This is a genomic window from Streptomyces sp. NPDC058289 (assembly GCF_042880975.1).
GTDB lineage: Bacteria > Actinomycetota > Actinomycetes > Streptomycetales > Streptomycetaceae > Streptomyces > Streptomyces stoeckheimensis.
The window spans coordinates 24,822-43,105 of the sequence record NZ_JBHVYI010000015.1 but is presented as its reverse complement, the minus strand read 5'-3'; the positions used below and the strand labels follow the sequence as shown (position 1 = coordinate 43,105).

At 73.4% G+C, this 18,284-nt stretch carries 16 protein-coding genes and 2 tRNA genes; 5 read left to right on the top strand and 13 right to left on the bottom strand.

The genetic code is table 11. From position 1 onward, the window contains the following. Window positions 1-75 precede the first annotated feature (75 nt). Window positions 76-885, top strand: coding sequence for a hypothetical protein (locus ACFVX6_RS10325; protein WP_389689878.1), 810 nt, complete (start codon window positions 76-78; stop codon window positions 883-885). Between the two features lie 15 nt (window positions 886-900). On the opposite strand, the gene ACFVX6_RS10320 is transcribed toward ACFVX6_RS10325, so the two are convergent. After that, entirely contained in the window at window positions 901-1,140 is a 240-nt protein-coding gene (locus ACFVX6_RS10320; protein WP_274548427.1) for a hypothetical protein, read from the bottom strand. A 119-nt stretch (window positions 1,141-1,259) separates the two neighbouring features. Between ACFVX6_RS10320 and ACFVX6_RS10315 the strand changes: the two genes are divergently transcribed. Continuing rightward, window positions 1,260-1,733 (top strand): MarR family winged helix-turn-helix transcriptional regulator, encoded by a 474-nt coding sequence (locus ACFVX6_RS10315; RefSeq protein ID WP_389689876.1) that lies wholly within the window; start codon window positions 1,260-1,262, stop codon window positions 1,731-1,733. 14 nt (window positions 1,734-1,747) lie between these two features. Then, window positions 1,748-3,352 carry an MDR family MFS transporter gene (locus ACFVX6_RS10310; protein WP_389689874.1) on the top strand — a complete coding sequence of 535 codons (1,605 nt, stop codon included), beginning with the start codon at window positions 1,748-1,750 and terminating at the stop codon, window positions 3,350-3,352. Between the two features lie 9 nt (window positions 3,353-3,361). On the opposite strand, the gene ACFVX6_RS10305 is transcribed toward ACFVX6_RS10310, so the two are convergent. The 12 genes from ACFVX6_RS10305 to ACFVX6_RS10250 all read right to left on the bottom strand — a co-directional run bounded on the left by ACFVX6_RS10305 (window position 3,362) and on the right by ACFVX6_RS10250 (window position 14,052). After that, window positions 3,362-4,027, bottom strand: coding sequence for a TetR/AcrR family transcriptional regulator (locus tag ACFVX6_RS10305; RefSeq protein ID WP_389689872.1), 666 nt, complete (start codon window positions 4,025-4,027; stop codon window positions 3,362-3,364). Window positions 4,028-4,174: 147 nt separating this feature from the next. Then, window positions 4,175-6,436 carry an ArnT family glycosyltransferase gene (locus tag ACFVX6_RS10300; protein WP_389689870.1) on the bottom strand — a complete coding sequence of 754 codons (2,262 nt, stop codon included), beginning with the start codon at window positions 6,434-6,436 and terminating at the stop codon, window positions 4,175-4,177. Continuing rightward, window positions 6,436-7,701, bottom strand: a complete 1,266-nt coding sequence (locus ACFVX6_RS10295; protein WP_389689868.1) for a glycosyltransferase — start codon at window positions 7,699-7,701, stop codon at window positions 6,436-6,438. Before ACFVX6_RS10295 ends, ACFVX6_RS10300 begins: the two co-directional genes overlap by 1 nt. A 25-nt stretch (window positions 7,702-7,726) precedes the next feature. Further along, window positions 7,727-9,307 carry a sensor histidine kinase gene (locus ACFVX6_RS10290; protein WP_389689980.1) on the bottom strand — a complete coding sequence of 527 codons (1,581 nt, stop codon included), beginning with the start codon at window positions 9,305-9,307 and terminating at the stop codon, window positions 7,727-7,729. 140 nt (window positions 9,308-9,447) lie between these two features. After that, the gene (locus ACFVX6_RS10285) at window positions 9,448-10,215 is read right to left on the bottom strand and encodes a response regulator transcription factor (RefSeq protein ID WP_389689866.1); all 768 of its coding nucleotides are present in this window, start codon (window positions 10,213-10,215) and stop codon (window positions 9,448-9,450) included. Window positions 10,216-10,291: 76 nt separating this feature from the next. Beyond that, window positions 10,292-11,173: an amidohydrolase family protein gene (locus ACFVX6_RS10280; RefSeq protein ID WP_389689864.1), complete on the bottom strand. Its 882-nt coding sequence runs from the start codon at window positions 11,171-11,173 to the stop codon at window positions 10,292-10,294. Further along, window positions 11,154-11,495 (bottom strand): antibiotic biosynthesis monooxygenase family protein, encoded by a 342-nt coding sequence (locus tag ACFVX6_RS10275; RefSeq protein WP_389689862.1) that lies wholly within the window; start codon window positions 11,493-11,495, stop codon window positions 11,154-11,156. Before ACFVX6_RS10275 ends, ACFVX6_RS10280 begins: the two co-directional genes overlap by 20 nt. 100 nt (window positions 11,496-11,595) lie before the next feature. Next, window positions 11,596-12,441 (bottom strand): DUF2797 domain-containing protein, encoded by an 846-nt coding sequence (locus ACFVX6_RS10270; RefSeq protein ID WP_389689860.1) that lies wholly within the window; start codon window positions 12,439-12,441, stop codon window positions 11,596-11,598. Between the two features lie 44 nt (window positions 12,442-12,485). Beyond that, window positions 12,486-12,920, bottom strand: coding sequence for an Lrp/AsnC family transcriptional regulator (locus ACFVX6_RS10265; RefSeq protein WP_250738535.1), 435 nt, complete (start codon window positions 12,918-12,920; stop codon window positions 12,486-12,488). 117 nt (window positions 12,921-13,037) lie between these two features. Beyond that, window positions 13,038-13,403, bottom strand: a complete 366-nt coding sequence (locus ACFVX6_RS10260) for a PH domain-containing protein (protein WP_389689858.1) — start codon at window positions 13,401-13,403, stop codon at window positions 13,038-13,040. Window positions 13,404-13,649: 246 nt separating this feature from the next. Next, window positions 13,650-13,722, bottom strand: a tRNA-Arg gene (locus tag ACFVX6_RS10255). Between the two features lie 239 nt (window positions 13,723-13,961). Next, window positions 13,962-14,052 (bottom strand) — tRNA-Ser (locus ACFVX6_RS10250). Between the two features lie 186 nt (window positions 14,053-14,238). Here ACFVX6_RS10250 and ACFVX6_RS10245 point away from each other — a divergent pair. Both ACFVX6_RS10245 and ACFVX6_RS10240 read left to right on the top strand, forming a co-directional pair. Beyond that, window positions 14,239-14,685 (top strand): SSI family serine proteinase inhibitor, encoded by a 447-nt coding sequence (locus tag ACFVX6_RS10245; protein ID WP_389689856.1) that lies wholly within the window; start codon window positions 14,239-14,241, stop codon window positions 14,683-14,685. A 119-nt stretch (window positions 14,686-14,804) separates the two neighbouring features. Next, window positions 14,805-18,278 carry a PAS domain-containing protein gene (locus ACFVX6_RS10240; RefSeq protein ID WP_389689854.1) on the top strand — a complete coding sequence of 1,158 codons (3,474 nt, stop codon included), beginning with the start codon at window positions 14,805-14,807 and terminating at the stop codon, window positions 18,276-18,278. The last annotated feature ends 6 nt before the right edge of the window (window positions 18,279-18,284 follow it).

Genomic DNA, 18,284 nt, shown 5'->3' with positions numbered 1-18,284 from the left:
TCCGGGGCGCGGGCGCGATCGGCCAATCCGCCGCACCCGCTTCCCAATTGACGGCACGTCAGGAAAACTGCCGGGATGCGAAAGGTATCCCGGCAGGCCGCCGTCCTCGTCCTGAGCGCCACGGCTGCCGCCGCCGCCCTGACCGGCTGCGGCGGCCCGGCGCACGAGGGCTACGTGGCCGTGGGCGCGGCCGCTCCGGGCCCCGAGCGGGGCGCAGGGGAGAACGTCGCGCCCAAGGCCCGGGTCGAGTTCCAGTCGCTCCCGCAGGCGTCGCCGGGCTCCTCCGCGTCCTCCGGCGGCACGTCGGGCAGCACTTCGGCGGAGATCCCGGGCGATGTCCCGGGCACTACTCCCGGCGGGGTCCCCGGCGGTACGCCGCCCGGCGCCCCGGGGTCGTCCCGGCCCCCCGGCGGCTCCACCCCGGGCGGAGGCACGCCCACCACCCCCGGCGGCTCCGGAAACCCGCCCGGCACCGTACCCGGCACGACGCTTCCGACCACCCCGGGCGGCAAGCCCGGGACTCCGTCGAGCCCGCCCCCGAAGCCGGGGCCGTCCACCCCGGCGCCGCCCCCGGCCGCGCCGGCGAAGCTGAGCATCGGCGCGCCGACCCGTACCGCGACGGCGGAGCGCTGGTGCGAGCAGGTCACGGTGGCGTTCACCAATACCGGCGGCACGGCGGCCCGTTCGGGCACGGTCGGCTTCGCGACGCACATCATCGGCGCCCTGGGCGTCGACTGGGCCACCATCCACTCGACCCAGCCGCTGCCCGCGCCAATCGCGGGCGGCACGACGAAGACGCAGACCTACCGGATCTGCGTCGAATCCTGGCGCGTCCCCCTGGGCATGCGCGTGGAGACCCAGAAGGTCACGGCCGCCTGGAACTGAGCCGGCGGCCGGACCTCAGAGCGCCAGCCAGGCCACCACGGCGATCAGGACCAGCGCGGCGAGGCCGACACCGATCCACAGGCCCGCGCCCGGGCCCGACTTGCGCGCGGCACGGTTCTGCATGCGCGAACCCGGGACGGCGGGAGCCGGTACCGGCTCGTCGACGAACGCCCGGAACATCTGGGTGCTGCCCGCGGGGTCGTAGTCACCCTCGGGAGCCTGTGAGTTGTGGTTCGAGTCGTGATTCGCAGCCATGCGCAGGACCCTAGCCGGTTTTCCGATTCCTTTACCGCCCAGCCCTCCGATTCATTTGCCTGTAACAACCATCTGCTTCTATGGTTGCCCGAAGCAACGACATTCGGAGGGGAGTCCCGGTGACCGCAGCACCCGTGGCACCCGCAGAGCCCGTAGCGACCACACTGGCCACGCGTTACGCCGAACTGGCACGTCAGCTCACCGGCATCGGCGCCGTCAAGCGCGACCTCGCCCGCCTCCTGCCCCCCGACTGCCCGCCCGGTTCGGCGGCCGTGCTCACCGTGCTCGACCGCCACGGCGAGATGCGGCTCGGCCGCCTGTCCGAGTACCTGGCCATCGACATCTCCGTGACCAGCCGGCACGTCGCGCACACCGCCGACCGCGGCTGGATCACCCGCGACACCGACCCCGGCGACGCCCGCTGCCGGATCCTGCGCCTGACCCCGGCCGGCCGCGCGCTCCTCACCGAGCTCGGCACCCGCCACACCACGGCGCTGGAGAAGGCCCTGGCCGACTGGTCCGACGCGGACGTCGACCACCTCAACATCCTGCTGGCCCGGCTCCGATCGGGCTTCACGCGTCCAGACAGCTAGACCGAAGGAAACACATGGCTACGACCACACCCACCGGTGTGCGGGGCGGCGGCCGGCCGGAGACCACGTCCGACAGCGCGCCCATGACCCACCCGCAGATCATGAAGGCGCTCTCCGGGCTGATGCTCGGCATGTTCGTGGCGATCCTGTCCTCCACGATCGTCTCCAACGCCCTGCCCCAGATCATCGGCGACCTCGGCGGCACCCAGTCCTCGTACACCTGGGTGGTCACGGCAGCCCTGCTCTCGATGACGGCGGCGACCCCGCTGTGGGGCAAGCTGTCCGACCTGTTCAGCAAGAAGCTGCTGGTCCAGATATCCCTGGTGATCTACGTCCTCGGCTCGATGGTCGCTGGCATGTCCCAGAACACCGGCATGCTCATCGCCTGCCGCGTGGTCCAGGGCATCGGCGTCGGCGGGCTCTCCGCCCTCGCCCAGATCGTGATGGCCGCGATGATCTCCCCGCGCGAGCGCGGCCGGTACAGCGGCTACCTCGGCGCGGTCTTCGCCGTCGCCACCGTCGGCGGCCCGCTGCTCGGCGGGGTCATCACCGACACGAGCTGGCTCGGCTGGCGCTGGTGCTTCTACGTCGGCATCCCCTTCGCCGTCATCGCCCTGATCGTGCTCCAGCGCACCCTGCACCTGCCCGTCGTCCGCCGCGACGTCAAGGTCGACTGGCTCGGCGCCTTCCTGATCAGCGGCGCCGTCTCGCTCCTGCTGATCTGGGTGACCCAGGCCGGCAGCTCGTACGACTGGATCTCCTGGCAGACCTGGGCGATGACCGGCGGCGCGCTCGCCCTCGGCCTGCTCTTCGTACTCGTCGAGTCCAGGGCGAGCGACCCGATCATTCCGCTGCGCCTCTTCCGCAACAAGACCATCAGCCTCGCCTCGGCGGCCTCGCTCTTCGTCGGCATCGCGATGTTCTCGGGCACCGTGTTTTTCAGCCAGTTCTTCCAGTTGGCCCGCGGCGAGTCCCCCACGATGTCCGGAATCCTCACGATTCCGATGATCGGCGGACTCTTCGTCTCCTCCACCGTTTCCGGTCAGGTGATCACCAAGACCGGCAAGTGGAAGGCCTGGCTCGTCTCCGGCGGTGTGCTCCTGACGGCCGGGCTCGGCCTGCTGGGCACCCTGCGGTACGACACCCCGTACTGGCACATCGCGATCTTCATGGCGCTGACCGGCCTCGGCCTCGGCATGATGATGCAGAACCTGGTCCTCGCCTCCCAGAACCAGGTGGCCCCCGAGGACCTCGGCGCCGCCAGCTCGGTCGTCACCTTCTTCCGCTCGCTCGGCGGCGCGATGGGCGTCTCCGCCCTCGGTGCGGTCATGGCCAACCGGGTCACCCACTACGTCGAGGACGGTCTCGCCGAGCTCGGCCCGAAGGCGGCGGCCATGGGCCACGGCGGAACGGGCGGGGGCGGGATCCCCGACCTCGACAAGCTGCCCGAGCCCTTCCGCACGGTCGTCGAGTCCGCGTACGGGCACGGCGTCGGCGACGTCTTCCTCTACGCCGCCCCCACCGCGCTGCTCGCGCTGGTGCTGGTGGTGTTCATCAAGGAGGTCGCCCTCAAGTCGAAGCCGGCGGGCCACGAGCCGGCGGCCGCCTCGGCGGAGTAGCCGGACGGTCTACGGGGCTGCGGGCGCGGCGGGCAGGGCCGGGGCGGCGGGCGCCGCGCGCCCGGTGTGTGCCTGGATCCCGGCGATCAGGACGTCGAGCGCGAGGCAGAACTCCCCGTCGGGCGGCCGCCGGACCGTGCCCCCACAGCCGTGCAGGAACTGGGAGACGGCCAACCGGGCCCCGGCGCGGGTGGCGTCCGGCAGGCCCGTGGCGTCCAGCAGCCGGTGCAGGGCGGAGTCGAAGGCCCGTGCGTGCGGGCCGATGTTCGGATACGCGGCGGTGAGCGGAGCCACCCACGGGTGGTCCAGGAGCAGCCTGCGGTAGCCCCGGGCCAGCGAACGGAGCCGGCCGGGCCAGCCCTCCGCGGGCGGCCCGGCCGGCTCCTGCTGTTCGCCGAGCTCGCCCAGGGCGCTGTCCAGGGCGAGTTCGAGCAGATCGTGCTTGGTGTCGACGTACCAGTACAGGGACATCGCGGTGACCCCGAGCCCGGCGGCGAGCCGCCTCATGGAGAACCGGGCCAGCCCCTCGGCGTCCAGCAGCCGTACGGCCGCGGCCGTGATCCGCTCCCGGTCGAGTCCGTCGGGGCCTTCGGTGCGCCGCCGGGCGGGTGCGGCCGGCCGTACGGCCAGCCAGACGCTGGTCCGGGTCGTGCCGGGATCGGCCGGGGTGACCATGGAGGCATCCTCCTCGCACGCACGGGACCGGCCCGGAATGCCCGGTCCGCCCCCTCGATGCTAGGGCCTGTCGGCAAACTCCCGTCGTCGCCCGCAGACGGGAGTTTGCCGGCACCCCCTAGAGGTGGGACCGGGGTCCGGTGGGCCTCAGGATGCCTGTGACGTCGGCGCCGTGAGGTCGTAGAAGGTGGCTCCGCCGATGGTGGAGGCCTTGAAGTTGGCCTTGACCCAGGTCTCGATGGAGCTGCTCACGCCACCGCCGGGGCCGCCCCCGCCACGGACCGCGGTGCCGGTCTCCGCGCCGCCGCCGGTTTCGCCGCCGGCTGCGGCGCCATCGGCTCCCGCGCTGCTCTGGCCGATGAAGTAGTGGATCTTCCCGGCGCTCACGTACTCCTTGAACTGCTCCAGGGTCGGCGAGGGGTCGCTGCCGTTGAAGCCGCCGATGGCCATCACCGGCTGCTCCGAAGCCAGCTGGTAACTCGCCGCGTTCTGGGAGCCGATGGCGGCCGCCGCCCAGGTGTACCGGTCCGCGTCGGCGCGCAGCGCGGCCGTGGCCTCGGAGCTGGTCTTCGTCCCGCCGAGCAGGCCGCCCATGCCGCCGCCCATGCCGCCACCGCCCGGGCCACCGCCGTCGGTCCGGCCTGTCCGGCCGCCGTCGGTGGTCTGGTTGCCGCCGGGGGCCTGACCGCCCTGGGCCTGACCGCCGGGAGCCTGACCGCCGGGAGCCTGACCGCCCTGGCCGCCGGGGGCCTGGCCGCCCTGACCGCCGCCGCCCTGGGGCATGCCCTGCGGGGCGCCGCCGCCCGGCATTCCGCCACCGCCCGGCATCTCGCCGCCGCGCATCCCGCCGCCGCCGGGGCCGCCGCGGCCGCCCGCGACCGCGGGCCCGGCCGTCACGATGGAGCCGGTGTGCGCGGTGGTCACCGTGCTCAGGCAGTACGCGAGGGGTCCGGCCAGGGCCACGCCCAGGCCGACTGCCGCCACGCCGAGTGCCATGCGGCGGCCCAGCCGCGCGGTGAACGGCAGCAGCAGGGCCGTGCCGAGTCCGACAGCGAGGACCAACCAGCGCAACCACGGCACGTACTCCGCGGAGCGGCCGAGCAACACGAAGGCCCAGTACGACGTGAGTGCGAGGGTCCCCGAGAGCGTGAGGGAGGCGGCCCGGCTGCCCCGCTCCTCCCAGAGGACGGCGACGCCCATGCCGACCAGGGCGGCGATGTAGGGGGCCAGCGCGACGGTGTAGTACTCGTGGAAGATGCCCTGCATGAAGCTGAAGACCACTGCGGTGATCAGCAGCGCCCCGCCCCAGGCCAGGAAGGCCGCCCGGGCCATGCCCTCCAGCGAGTCGGTGGCCCGGCGGGCCCGCCAGGTGACCACGAGGCCCGCGACGAGCAGGATCAGCGCGGCGGGCAGCAGCCAGCCGATCTGACCGCCGATGTTGGAGGAGAACATCCGGTCGATGCCGGTCTCTCCCCAGCTCATCCCTCCGCTGCCTCCGCCACCGGGGGCGCCGGCCATGCCCTCGGCGGCCGTGCGGCCGGCGCCTCCGACGCTGCCGGTCTCCTCGCCGTTGATCCGGCCGAGGCCGTTGTAGCCGAGGGTCAGTTCCAGGAAGGAGTTGGTCTGCGAGCCCCCGATGTACGGGCGGGAGGAGGCGGGCCACAGTTCGACGATCGCCACCCACCAGCCGCCGGCCACCACCATGGCGAGGGTGGAGAGCAGCAGCTGTCCGAGGCGCCTGCGCAGTCCGGTCGGCGCGCAGACCGCGTACAGCAGGGCGAGGGGCGGCAGGATGACGAAGGCCTGCAGGGTCTTGGTCAGGAAGGCGAAGCCGACCGCGACCCCGGCCCAGACGAGCCACTTGGTGTGCGCACCCTCCAGAGCCCGGAGCACGCAGTACACGGTGACGGTCATCAGCAGGGTCAGCAGCGCGTCGGGGTTGTTGAAGCGGAACATCAGCGCGGCCACGGGCGTCAGCGCGAAGACGGCTCCGCTGATCAGGGCCGCCGCCGGGCCGAACTGACGGCGTACGGACGCGTAGAGCACGGCGGTCGTTCCGACGCCCATGAGGGCCTGCGGGACGAGGATCTGCCAGGCGCCGAGTCCGAAGAGCCGGACGGACAGCATCATGGGCCACAGCGCGGCCGGGGGTTTGTCGACGGTGATGGAGTTCCCGGCGTCGGAGGAGCCGAAGAAGAAGGCCTTCCAGCTCTCGCCGCCCGCCTGGACCGCGGCGGAGTAGAAGGAGTTGGCGTAGCCGGACGCCCCCAGGTCCCAGAGCAGCAGGACGGCGGTCGCGAGGAGCAGCCCGAGGTAGGCGGGGCGTTCCCAGCCGGGCCGCTCGGCGTGCGCCCGGGCGGCCCTGTGGGACGGGGAGGGCGGGTGGAGCGGTAGCGCTGCCGTGGTCATCAGGAGTGGTCCTTCGCGGGAGTGGCGCGCCGTTCGGGGAAGACCCAGGCACGGAAGAGCAGGAACCGCAGCACGGTGGCGGCGAGGTTGGCGGTGACCAGGACGGCCAGCTCGGTGCTGTGCCCCGGCGTCGCGTTGGCGGCCCCGAGGGCGGCGAGCGACCCGCTGGTCAGGGCCAGTCCGATGGCGAACACCACGAGCCCCTGGGCCTGGTGGCGCACGGCGCGGGCCCGGCCCCGGACGCCGAAGGTGAGCCGGCGGTTGGCGGCGGTGTTGGCGACGGCGGAGAGCAGCAGCGCGGCGGCGTTGGCGAGCTGGGGGCCCGCAGCGGTCCGGGCCGCGGAGTAGAGGAGCAGGTAGAGGAGGGTGGACAGGACGCCGACCACGCAGAAGCCCAGGAGCTGGCGGGCCAGCCCCCGCGGCACGCCGGGCAGGGCGGTACGGTCGCGCGGGTCGCCCCCGAAGGGGCGGGCGAGCCGGTCCAGCGGGAGCGCGCCGACGGCCAGCGCCCTGCCCACCCGCCAGACGCCCTTGAGGTCCTCGGCGGCGGTGCGGGCGATGTGCACGGTGGAATCGGGGTCGTCGACCCAGTCCACCGGGACCTCGTGGATCCGGAGCCCGGCCCGCTCGGCGAGGACGAGCAGCTCGGTGTCGAAGAACCAGCCGGAGTCCTCCACGAGCGGCAGCAGGCGGGTCGCGACCTCGCGGCGGATCGCCTTGAAGCCGCACTGGGCGTCGCTGAAGCGGGCGGAGAGCGAGGAGCGCAGGAGCAGGTTGTAGGCGCGGGAGATGAACTCCCGCTTCGCTCCCCTGACCACCCGCGAGGAGCGGGCCAGGCGCGTGCCGATGGCGAGGTCGGAGTGGCCGGAGATCAGCGGGGCGACCAGCGGCAGCAGGGCGTTGAGGTCGGTGGAGAGGTCCACGTCCATGTACGCCAGGACGGGCGCGTCCGACTCCCCCCACACGGTGCGCAGGGCCCGGCCGCGGCCCTTCTGCTCCAGCCGCGTGCTGCGCACTCCGGCCACCGAGGCGGCGAGGCCGGCCGCGACCTCGGGGGTGCGGTCGGTGCTCGCGTTGTCGGCGATGGTGATGCGGAAGGGGTACGGGAAGGTCCGGGTGAGGTGCTCGTGGAGCCTGCGCACGCAGGGCCCGAGGTCCGTCTCCTCGTTGAAGACCGGGATCACCACGTCGAGGACGGGCTCACCCGGTACGGGCGCGAGGGGCGCCCGTACCGGGAGCGCTCCGGGAGAGGTGTCGGTAGGCATGACCCGACCCTCCCCGGCCGGGCTGTCACCGCTGTGTGCTGGCCCTGTGGCCTGTCTGTGAGTGCGGCTGCGCGGCGTACGGCTGCGCGGCGGCGGAGACGGCGGAGACGGCGGGGGAGGCATCGCGGGTCGCCGGGTCGGCCAGGGGGAGCAGGACCTCGAAGGAGGTGTGGCCGGGGGCGCTGCGGACGTCGACGTGACCGCCGTGGGCCGAGACCACGGCGGCGACGATGGCCAGGCCGAGGCCGGTGGAGCCCGCCGAACGGGAGCGGGAGGCGTCGCCGCGGGCGAAGCGCTCGAAGACGTGGGGCAGCAGCTCGGGCGGGATGCCGGGGCCGTCGTCCTCGATCCGGAGGCGGACGGCGGATGTTTCACGTGAAACATGCGCCGTGACGGTGGTGCCGGGCGGGGTGTGCGTCCGGGCGTTGGCCAGCAGGTTCACCAGCACCTGCTGGATCCGCGCCGGGTCGGCGTGGATGGGCGCCGGATCCTCGGGTAGTTCCAGGCGCCAGTGGTGGTCGTGGCCGGCGGCCCGGGCATCACTGACGGCGTCCACGACCAGCGGGGCCAGATCGGTGTCGCACGTGGACAGCGGGCGGCCCGCGTCGAGCCGGGCCAACAGCAGCAGGTCCTCCACCAGCCCGGTCATCCGGGTGGCTTCGGACTCGATCCGCCCGAGGGCGTGCCGGGTGTCGGGGCCCGGCTCCTCGCGGCCCCGACGGGTCAGCTCGGCGTACCCGCGGATCGAGGCCAGGGGGGTGCGCAGTTCGTGGCTGGCGTCGGCGACGAACTGTCGCACCCGGGTCTCGCTCTGCTGGCGCGCGGTCAGGGCCGAGGAGACGTGGCCCAGCAGCCGGTTGAGGGCGGCGCCCACCTGTCCGACCTCGGTACGGGGGTCGGCCTCGGCGTCGGGAACCCGCTCGTGGAGGGCGGGCTCGCCGCTGTGCAGGGTCAGTTCGGAGACCCGGGTGGCGGTGGCGGCGACCCGGCGCAGCGGGCGCAGGGCGACACCGACCAGGACCTGTCCGGCGAGGGAGGCAGCGATCAGCCCGGCCAGGGTGACGAAGACCTCGACCGCGATCAGGGTGTGCACGGTGGAGTCCGCCTCGGAGAGCGGAAACCCGATAACGATGCTGCCGATGCTGCCGGTGCTGCCGGTGCTGCCGGTGCCGCCGGTGCTGCCGACGCTGCCGTTGGGCGAAGCCAGCACCCGGTAGCCGCCGAGGCCGGGCAGCTGCAGTTCGACCGGGTCGCCCGGACCGGCGTCGGCCGCCTTGTGCGCGGCGCCGGCGAGGACGGAGGCCTGGTCCGGGGTGAGGGGCGGGTGAGCGTCGGACCCGGACCCGGATCCGCCACCGGCAGCACTGCGCTGGCTGCGGACGCTGTCGACGGTCTTGCCCGCGGCGTCGAGGCGGACCCCGACGGCCCCCAGCGGGGATCCGGGTCCCAAGACGACCCCGAGGTTGTTCTCCCGGGGGAACTTGCCCGCGCCGGGGCGGCTCGCCATCTCGACGGAGACGCGCAGCTGTTCGTCGACCTTGTCGACCAGGTACGAGCGCAGCGCGACGGTGGTGACGGTGCTGATGGCCGCGCCGACGACGGCGATGAGGGCCACCGCCGAGACGACGAGCCGGGTCCGCAGCGACCAGGGCCGCCGGCTCCATCGGGGGCGGCGGGGACCGGAGGGACGCCCGGGGCGGCCCGGCCTGCGGGGACGGCGGGTGCGCCGGGGCTCTCCGGCCTCCACTAGTCGGCCGGCTTGATCAGGTAGCCGGCGCCACGACGGGTGTGGATCATCGGCGGGAGGCCGGTGCCGCCCTCCAGCTTGCGCCGCAGGTAGGAGATGTACAGCTCGACGACGTTGGCCTGCCCGCCGAAGTCGTACGACCACACGCGGTCCAGGATCTGCGCCTTGCTCAGCACCCGGCGCGGGTTGCGCATCAGGTAGCGCAGCAGCTCGAACTCGGTCGCGGTCAGGTGGACGTCCTGACCGCCCCGGGTCACCTCGTGGCTGTCCTCGTCGAGCCGCAGGTCGCCGACCTCCAGCACCGACCCGCCGCGCGCGGCCTGCGCCGCGCCGGAGCGCCGGACCAGGCCGCGCAGCCGGGCGACGACCTCCTCCAGGCTGAAGGGCTTGGTGACGTAGTCGTCGCCGCCGGCCGTCAGACCCGCGATGCGGTCCTCGACCGAGTCCTTCGCGGTCAGGAACAGCACCGGGACCTGCGGGAGCTCCCTGCGCAGGCGGCCCAGGACGGCCAGCCCGTCCATGTCGGGGAGCATGATGTCGAGCAGGACGACGTCGGGCCGGAACTCCCGTGCCGCGCGCACCGCGCCCGCACCGTCGCCCGCGCTGCGGACCTCGCAGCCCTCGTAGCGCAGGGCCATGGAGAGCAGCTCGGAGAGGGCGGCCTCGTCGTCCACGACGAGGACCCGGCACGGGCTGCCGTCGGGCCGGACGAGGGCCGTGTGGTTGCCGGTGGACGTGGACGCGTGGGAAGTGGTCGTCGCAGTCATGCGTACACGCTGGCCGCCGCCCGTGAGAGCGCTCTTGCCTGAAGCTGTGAATTCCCTGAGAAACCCCTCCCGCCCCTCAGGCCAGGTGGAAGAGCCGGGCTCCGTTGTCGTGGCAGACGGCGCGCAGCCAGTCGTCGCCGAGGCCGAGGCGCTCCAGGGCCTCGAGCTGGTGCTCGTAGGGGTAGGGGATGTTCGGGAAGTCGGTGCCCAGCAGGATCCTGTCGCCCAGGTCGGCGAGCCGGCCCCGGTCCTGCGGCGGAAAGCCGCTGAACTGCTCCGAGAAGTCGGTGAAGGCCATGGTGGTGTCGAGGCGGACCTCGGAGTACCGGTCGGCGAGGTCGAGGAAGTCGGCGTACTCCGGCATCCCCATGTGCGCGACGATCAGCGGCAGCCGGGGGTGGCGGGCCAGCAGCCGGGCGATCGGCTCGGGTCCGGTGTGCTTCCCCGGGACGGGCCCCGAACCACAGTGCACGACCGTCGGGATCCCGGCCTCGGCGAGGAGCCCCCAGACCGGGTCGAGCCGGTCGTCGGTGGGGTCGTACCCGCCCACCTGGAGGTGGGCTTTGAAGACCCGGGCCCCCGCCGCGACGGCCTGGCCGACGTACTCCCGCACCCCGTCCTCCGGGAAGAAGGTCGCGGTGTGCAGGCAGTCGGGGGTGCGCGCGGCGAAATCGGCGGACCAGGAGTTGAGCCAGGCGGCCATGGCCGGCTTGTGCGGGTAGAGCATGGCGGTGAACGCCCGGACCCCGAACTCCCGGAGCAGCGCGACCCGCTGCTCTTCCTCGTGCCGGTAGGTGATGGGCCACTCGACGCCGGTCAGCGGGCCCACCGCGTCGAAGTAGTCCCACACCTTGTCCAGGACCCGCTCGGGCATGAAGTGCGTGTGTACGTCGACCAGCCCGGGCACCCCGATGCGTTCCCGGAACGCCCGGACGGCCTCAGCCGTCTTCGCGGACAAAGCCGTGGCTCCGCTCGACCGTCGCGATGTGCAGCGTGTAGCTCTCGTACCAGTCGGCGCGGCCCTGCTTCATCGCCGCCTGGTGCTCCATGTCCTTGCGCCAGAGGGCGAGGGACTCGTGGTCGCGGAAGTAGGCGACGGTGATGCCGAGCCCGCCGGGCGTCCGCGCGGACTCGTAGCCGAGGAACCCCGGATTGCCGCTGACGAGCTCGCTCATCCGCTCGAGCGTCTCGGGATACCCGCCGTCCTCAACGGTCCGGACGCTGGTGAACACGCTCATGACATAGGGCGGTTCAAAGGCCTGTACGGGCTGAATGGTCATGCCCACCACCCTCTGCGGCGGGTACGTGGCATGTCCACCGGAAAACGGCCCGGACGGCCAAAGGGATCCAAGTTTTGACCTTGCCCCGCTCCCCTCCCGGTCAGAACAGCCCGTCCTGCGCGGCGCCGGTGTCCCGCCCGCCGGCCGGGATCCCTGCCACGGGCACATCGGTGACACCGCCCTCCCCGGGCGCCACCAGCTCCCACCCCGCGAGCAGCCGGGTGTCCACCACCAGCCCGTCGGCGAAGTGCAGATCGGGCCCGGCCGCGCCGACGAGCAGGCCGGCAACGGTCCCGCCGGGCACCATCTCGGTGATCACCCGGGCAGGGGCGGGCAGTGCGTCGAGCCCGAACGCCCCGGCGTGGTCGGTCACCTCGCACTCCAGCCTCTCCAGCGACTCCGGCCACCCCTCCAGCGCGGCCGCCCGTGCGTGCAGGGCCGCCACCTCCGCCGCCCGCTCGGGCCCCGGCGGCACGTCTCCCCGCACGGACCGCTTACGGGCATAGGCGATCCGGTCGGGCACTCCGAGGGCCGCCCGCAGCAGTTCCTCGGTCCGTCGGGTGGCCATCAGCGGCCCGCGCCCCAGCCAGGCCCAGGCCACCGCCCCTTGCTCCAGCAGCCGGACGGACCCGCGCTCCTCGGCGGTGATCCCGACCTTGACCAACCCGGCCCCGAACCAGGCGAGGTACACCCGGTAGGTACGCGGATCACCGGCGTTGGTGTCGGCCGCCACCGAGAAGGAACGGTCCAGGCCCGCGCACTCGGGACACTGGGCGTTCCCGGTCCGTCCGGGCACGGTCCGCTCCGTCGGGCACGGCGTCCGCCGTCCGGCCCGCCGGATGCCGAGGCAGTGGCGCTCACCCCGGGCGGCGAAGGCGAGCGGCTGTCCGTACCCGAGGAGGCTGGTGCGCTCTCCCCGTCCCGGTCCCCGCCCGTACCAGCCCATGGCGGGCCGGCCGTCATTCCACCGGAGGCCGGTGCACCGCCAGGTCACAGGGGGAGCGGTCGCTCGAAGAAGGTCTCCAGGACGACGGTGGCCTGCGTCCCGCTGACACCGTCGATGGCGTAGAGGCGGCGCAGGACGTCCTGCAGCTGCTCGGTGGTGGCCGTGCGGACCTTGACCATGACCGAGGCGCTGCCGGCGATGATGTGCGCCTCCTGGATCTCCGCGATGCCCTCGAAGGCGGCCCGCGAGTCGCCCATCCAGGCCGTGGAGTCGACCATCACGTAGGCCAGCACCCCGCTGCCCACGGCCGCCGGATCCACCTCGACCGTGGTCCGCCGGATGACCCCCCGCTCGCGCAGTTTGCGTACGCGCTCGTGGGTGGCTCCCGCGGAGAGCCCGACGGAGGCCGCCAGCGCCGCGTACGGCTGGCCCGCGTCCTCCTGGAGGCGCTGGATCAGCGCCCGGTCGATGTCGTCCACCGAACTTCCTCCCACGTCCCTGCACACCCTCGCGGAGACGCTACCTGATCCTGAAATCACCCCCCGGGGCCGAACAGCATTCGGCCCCTCCCCGGCCTCCCCCGACGTCCTGCCCGGCTAGCGGGTGACGAACTGGGTCAGGATCGCCTGGACCTCATAGATGTCGACGCCCTTGGTGAAGGTCTTCGCTATCGGCTCCGAGCTCCCGGAGAGCCATATCTTCAGCTCCGCGTCCAGGTCGAAGTGGCCGGCGGTCTCCACGGAGAAGTGCGTGATGCTCCGGTACGGGATCGAGTGGTACTCCACCTTCTTGCCCGTGAGCCCCTGCTTGTCGATGAGCACGAGCCGCCGGTCGGTGAAGAGGATCGTGTCGCGGATCAGCAGATACGCGGCGTGCACCTGCTCCCCCTGTCCCAGCAGCCGCGCGTACTCGCGGTGCGCCGACGCCGGATCCACGGAGTGCGCGTTCCCGAACAGTCCCATGTGAGCTCCCCCTGCTTTCCCGGTGAACCGATCTCCAGTGAGTCGATCTCCAAGAAACCGTAGCCGCGCCCTTCCTCACCCCGCGTCCCCCGGCAGAGCCATCTCGTCCCCTAACCCCCCGGAGCCAGGCGTCATCACTGAGGAGGAGGAAGAGACCAAGAGGAGAGAGGGAGGAGAGACGAGGCGAGGAGAAGAGGAAGGACAACGCAAGAGGCCCCCCGGTGAACCGGGGGGCCTCTTGGGCTGTGCACTCGGCAGGATTCGAACCTGCAACCTTCTGATCCGTAGTCAGATGCTCTATCCGTTAAGCTACGAGTGCTTGGCTGGCCGGGGTTTTGCGCCCCGTTGGCCTTGCGAGAACAACAATACATGGACCTCGCCGGGACGCGAAATCCATTAGCCCCACCCGATCTGACCTGCGGAAATGGCTTGGAAGAAGATCATCCGGTTGGGTGCCGGGGCGTCCTTGCCGGGTGTCCGCACGGGCAGATCCCGCCGCCTCCCCGACCCCGAACGCACCGAAGCCCCGGTCCGCAAGGACCGGGGCTTCGTGAAGTGCGGAGGCGGAGGGATTTGAACCCTCGATGGGGGGTAAGCCCCAAACCGCATTAGCAGTGCGGCGCCATAGACCGGACTAGGCGACGCCTCCAGCACACCCCCGCGTACGAAGGTGCGTGCAGATGATGACACAGGCCAGGGGCCCGTCACCAATCCGCTCCCACGGTACAAGGAGGGCGGCCCGCAGAGCAAAGCCTTAAGCACCCCCATGTGCGGAACGTCGGCGCCGCCTCGTCGTTGGTCTGTCGTACGACGTACGGACGACCTGGAGTTCCCCATGCTGCGTCTCGCCGCTTTCGCCGTCACCTCCGCTCTGGCCGCAGGGGCGGCCGGCCCCCTGCCCCCGCTGCCGCCGCTCAGTCGGCTGCTGTCCGCCCCCTCTCCCTCCCCCTCCCCCGACCGGCTCACCATCGTCGTGGCCGACACGGGCAACCCGCGGGCGGACGGCGAGTACCGGCTGGAGTGCGACCCGCCCGGCGGGAACCACCCGCAGGCCGAGGACGCCTGCGCCCGCCTCGAAGCCCTCGCGCGCGAGGGGAAGGACCCCTTCGCTCCCGAGCCCAAGAATCAGCTGTGCACCATGCAGGACGGCGGCCGCGCCACCGCCCGGATCACCGGAACGTGGCACGGCCACAGGGTGGAGTCCCGGTTCCGCCGGACGAACGGATGCGAGATCCGCCGGTGGAACGACTTGGAACCTGTGCTTCCACGTGGGCGTTCCTGACCTGGGAGGATGCGCCGGACGGGCGGTATGCACCGGCCATCCGCCCCCTCGCCGGGAGCCCGTGCCCTTAGACTCCTCCCGTGACATGCCGGTAGTTGTGGTCAGGGAGGAAGCTCGTCGTGAGCAGCAGGCCATCCCGAGGCGCTGCTCGCCTCGCAGCAATACTCGACGCTCTTCCGGACGCGCTGTTGCTCGTCAACGCCAACGGCACGGTCGTCAACGCGAATTCGATCGCCCTCGAGGTCATGGAGAGCCCCGGTACCGGGCTCGTCGGCCGGGGCGTGCTCGACCTCCTGCCCGATTTCGACTCCAAGCTGATCCCCGGCTCCATGCGCCGGCCCGGCGAGGACGAGGGCGGCCGCGCCCGCCCGAAGCGGATGGTCGCCCGCCGCACCGACGGCAGCGAGTTCCCCGTCGAGGTCACCGCCGCCCATCTCGACGGCCGTGACGCCTACCGGGAGCCGCAGCCCTCGTACACCGGCGACGAGCTGCTGATGCTCGTCGTACGGGACCTCTCGCAGACGGTGGACACCGAGGCCGAGCTGGCCCGCTCCCAGCGCCAGACCGAGATGATCCTGCGCGCCGCCGCCGAAGGCGTCGTCGGCACGGACACCGACGGCAGGGTCGTGCTGGTCAATCCGGCCGCCGCCCAGATCCTCGGCTACCGCGCCACCGACCTCGGCAACCGCGAACTGCACGGGCTGGTCCAGCACTCGCGCGCCGACGGCTCGCCGTTCCCCTTCGAGGAGTCCCCGCTCGCCGACACCCTGCGCAGCGGGCGCAAGCACCGGGTCCGCGGCCAGGTGCTGTGGAACAAGGCCGGGCAGCCCGTCGCCGTGGACCTGACCACCTCTCCCGTACGGGACGGGGAGCAGCTCGTCGGCGCCGTCATGACCTTCACCGACCGGCGCTCCTACGACGCGCTGGCCGCGCGCCACGCCCAGCTGCTGTCCGTCCTCGGCGACTCCCTGCGCGGACCGCTGGAGGAACTGCGCGGCGAGCTGGCCACGCTGGCCGCCGACGACGCGGGCCAGCTGTGGCCCGAGGCCAACCAACTGCTGCACCACCTGGCCGCCGGCTACTCCCGGATGACCACGCTGGTCGACAACGTGCTCGCCTTCCAGCGCCTCGACGCGGGCGGCGAGAAGCTCGACAAGAAGAAGGTGCTGATCGACGGGGTCGTCGCGGCCGGTGTCGACGGCGCGGTCGAGCTGATCGGCCCCGGGCGGGCGCAGTTCGCCGTGCACGCCCCGACCATCGAGGCCGAGGTGGACGCGGAGCGGATCTCGACCGCCCTCGCGCACCTGGTCGCGGACGTCGCCGGGGTGGACGCCACCGGCAAGACCCGCCAGGGCAGCGGGTACATGGACTCGACGATCGTGGTGGCTGCCGCGCAGCGCGGCGAGGTCGTACGGATCGAGGTGCGCGGCCCGTACGAGGGCGGCAACCCGGTGCACGAGCCGATCGTGCGGGGCATCGTGGAGGCGCACGGCGGTGTGCTGCAGACGGTGGAGGTGCCGGGCGCGCCCGGCGGGGCGTACGTACTGGAGCTGCCGCTGGGTGCGGGAGCCGGGACGGTCACCCTGCCCGAGCCGACGGAGGCTCCCCCGGCCGAGCCCGGGACCGAGGGCGGCCCGGGGCAGGTATCCGGCGGCCGGCGGGCCCGGCGCGGCGTGGACGCGTTCCTCGACGACGACTCCGCTGCCGACGCGGGCACCGACGCGGCCACCGGGAAGGGAGCCGACAACGGCCCCGGCACCGGCGTGGCGAAAGCGGGCCAGAACCCCAACGGCGCCGACGGCGGGAGCGCTCTGGCGCTGCCGTCCGGGCGGCGCCGGGGCGGCGAGGCCGCGGCCGTAGCCCGGCCCGGCGACGGCGCTCCCGCGGAGCTCGCCCAGTCCCCCGTGAACCCGGCGGGCCTGGGTGGAAGCGGCACCGGGCGGCGCCGCGGCCAGAACGGCGACGGCAGCGGCGGCGACACCGCCTCCGCCGCCAACGACCGTCCGGGCGGCGCCGGGCGGCCCGTGCCCCCGCAGGGGACCGCCATGCCCGCGCTCCCGCCCATGCCGGTGCCTCCCGTGCCCGTGCCCCCGTTCCCGGGGCTCCCCGTGCCGCTGACGGAGCACCCCGCCGGGCGGCGGCGTGCCCTGGGCGCGGCGGGACCGGCGCAGCCGGGCGGCCCCGTGCCGGCGACCGGGCTCGGGCCGACGCCCGCGCCGATGCCCGCTCCCCCGGCCTCCCCCGCTCCCGTACGGCCCATCGCCCCCGAGGGCGGCTTCGCGCTGCCCGCCGGCCCGACCCCGGCTCCGCAGCCGCCGCAGGCCCCCGCCATGGCCGGCTCGGCCGCTGGTGCCGAGGCCGACGCCGAAGCCCCGGGCGGACGGCGCGGGCGGCGGGTGCTGGGCGCGCCCGTCACCGGCTCCGAGGGCGCCGAAGCCGCCGCCGGGCGGCCGGATCCGGGCGCTCAGGGCCCCGTAGCCCCCGAGACGCATCCCACCGGGCGGCGGCGTGCGCTGCCCGCCACCCCGGCCTGGCCGGTTCCGGCGGCCCGTACCGCCCCCGAGGACTCGGACGGCAGCGGGCAGATCGCCGTACCCGGAGCCCGACAGCCGCAGGACACCCCCGCGGAGGCCGCCGGGGCGCCGATCAGCGTCCGTGCGCTGGGCAGCCTCGGCCAGGGCGGCGGGTCCACGGACACCAACGGCTCCGGCCGGCGGCGCCGGCTGGCGGAGCCCGCGCCCGAGGGGCGCGCCTTCGCCATAGGAGCACCCGAGGAGGGCTCGGCCGAGGGCCCCGAGCCGCTGGACGGGCCCGGTGGCGCCGTCGAGGTGGTCAACCGGACCGTGCCGCGTCCCGTGGACGACGAGCTGCCGCCCGAGCCGCTGGACAACCCGCGCCGGCTCCTGGTGTGGCCGGCTCCGGACGCGCAGACGCAGGCCGCACTCAGCGACCGCGGCTACCGCCCGGTGATCGTGCACTCCCGTGAAGAGGTCGACGCGCAGATCGCCGCGTTCCCCGCCGCGCTGTTCGTCGACCCGCTGACCGGGCCGATCACCCGGACCGCCCTGCAGTCGCTGCGTCAGGCCGCAGTGGCCGCCGAGGTGCCCGTGCTGGTCACGGCCGGGCTGGGGCACGCCACGCGCGAAGCCGCGTACGGCGCCGATCCGGCCGTGCTCCTCAAGGCGCTCGCGCCGCGCGACAGCGAGCAGCACCCCTCCCGGGTGCTGCTGATCGAGGAACACGACGAGATCGCGACCGCGCTGACCGCCGCCCTGGAGCGGCGCGGCATGCAGGTCGCGCGGGCCGACGCCGATACGGACGCCGTGGAGCTGGCGACCCGGATGCGGCCGAACCTGGTGGTGATGGACCTGATGCAGGTGCGGCGCCGCCGGGCCGGGATCGTGGACTGGCTGCGCGCCAACGGGCAGTTGAACCACACCCCGCTGGTCGTCTACACGGCCACCGGGATCGAGCCGGCCGAACTGCCGCGGCTGGCCTCGGGCGAGAGCGTGCTGTTCCTCGCCGAGCGGTCCACATCGGCCGACGTGCAGGGCCGCATCGTGGACCTGCTGGCCAAGATCGGCACCAACTAGTCATTC

Coding starts and splice junctions, on each gene's coding strand:
- ACFVX6_RS10270 (WP_389689860.1), bottom strand. CDS start 12,441: ATGGGCTGGTACGGGCGGGGACCGGGACGGGGAGAGCGCACCAGCCTC.
- ACFVX6_RS10325 (WP_389689878.1), top strand. CDS start 76: ATGCGAAAGGTATCCCGGCAGGCCGCCGTCCTCGTCCTGAGCGCCACG.
- ACFVX6_RS10245 (WP_389689856.1), top strand. CDS start 14,239: ATGCTGCGTCTCGCCGCTTTCGCCGTCACCTCCGCTCTGGCCGCAGGG.
- ACFVX6_RS10275 (WP_389689862.1), bottom strand. CDS start 11,495: ATGACCATTCAGCCCGTACAGGCCTTTGAACCGCCCTATGTCATGAGC.
- ACFVX6_RS10310 (WP_389689874.1), top strand. CDS start 1,748: ATGGCTACGACCACACCCACCGGTGTGCGGGGCGGCGGCCGGCCGGAG.
- ACFVX6_RS10320 (WP_274548427.1), bottom strand. CDS start 1,140: ATGGCTGCGAATCACGACTCGAACCACAACTCACAGGCTCCCGAGGGT.
- ACFVX6_RS10300 (WP_389689870.1), bottom strand. CDS start 6,436: ATGACCACGGCAGCGCTACCGCTCCACCCGCCCTCCCCGTCCCACAGG.
- ACFVX6_RS10285 (WP_389689866.1), bottom strand. CDS start 10,215: ATGACTGCGACGACCACTTCCCACGCGTCCACGTCCACCGGCAACCAC.
- ACFVX6_RS10295 (WP_389689868.1), bottom strand. CDS start 7,701: ATGCCTACCGACACCTCTCCCGGAGCGCTCCCGGTACGGGCGCCCCTC.
- ACFVX6_RS10305 (WP_389689872.1), bottom strand. CDS start 4,027: ATGGTCACCCCGGCCGATCCCGGCACGACCCGGACCAGCGTCTGGCTG.
- ACFVX6_RS10260 (WP_389689858.1), bottom strand. CDS start 13,403: ATGGGACTGTTCGGGAACGCGCACTCCGTGGATCCGGCGTCGGCGCAC.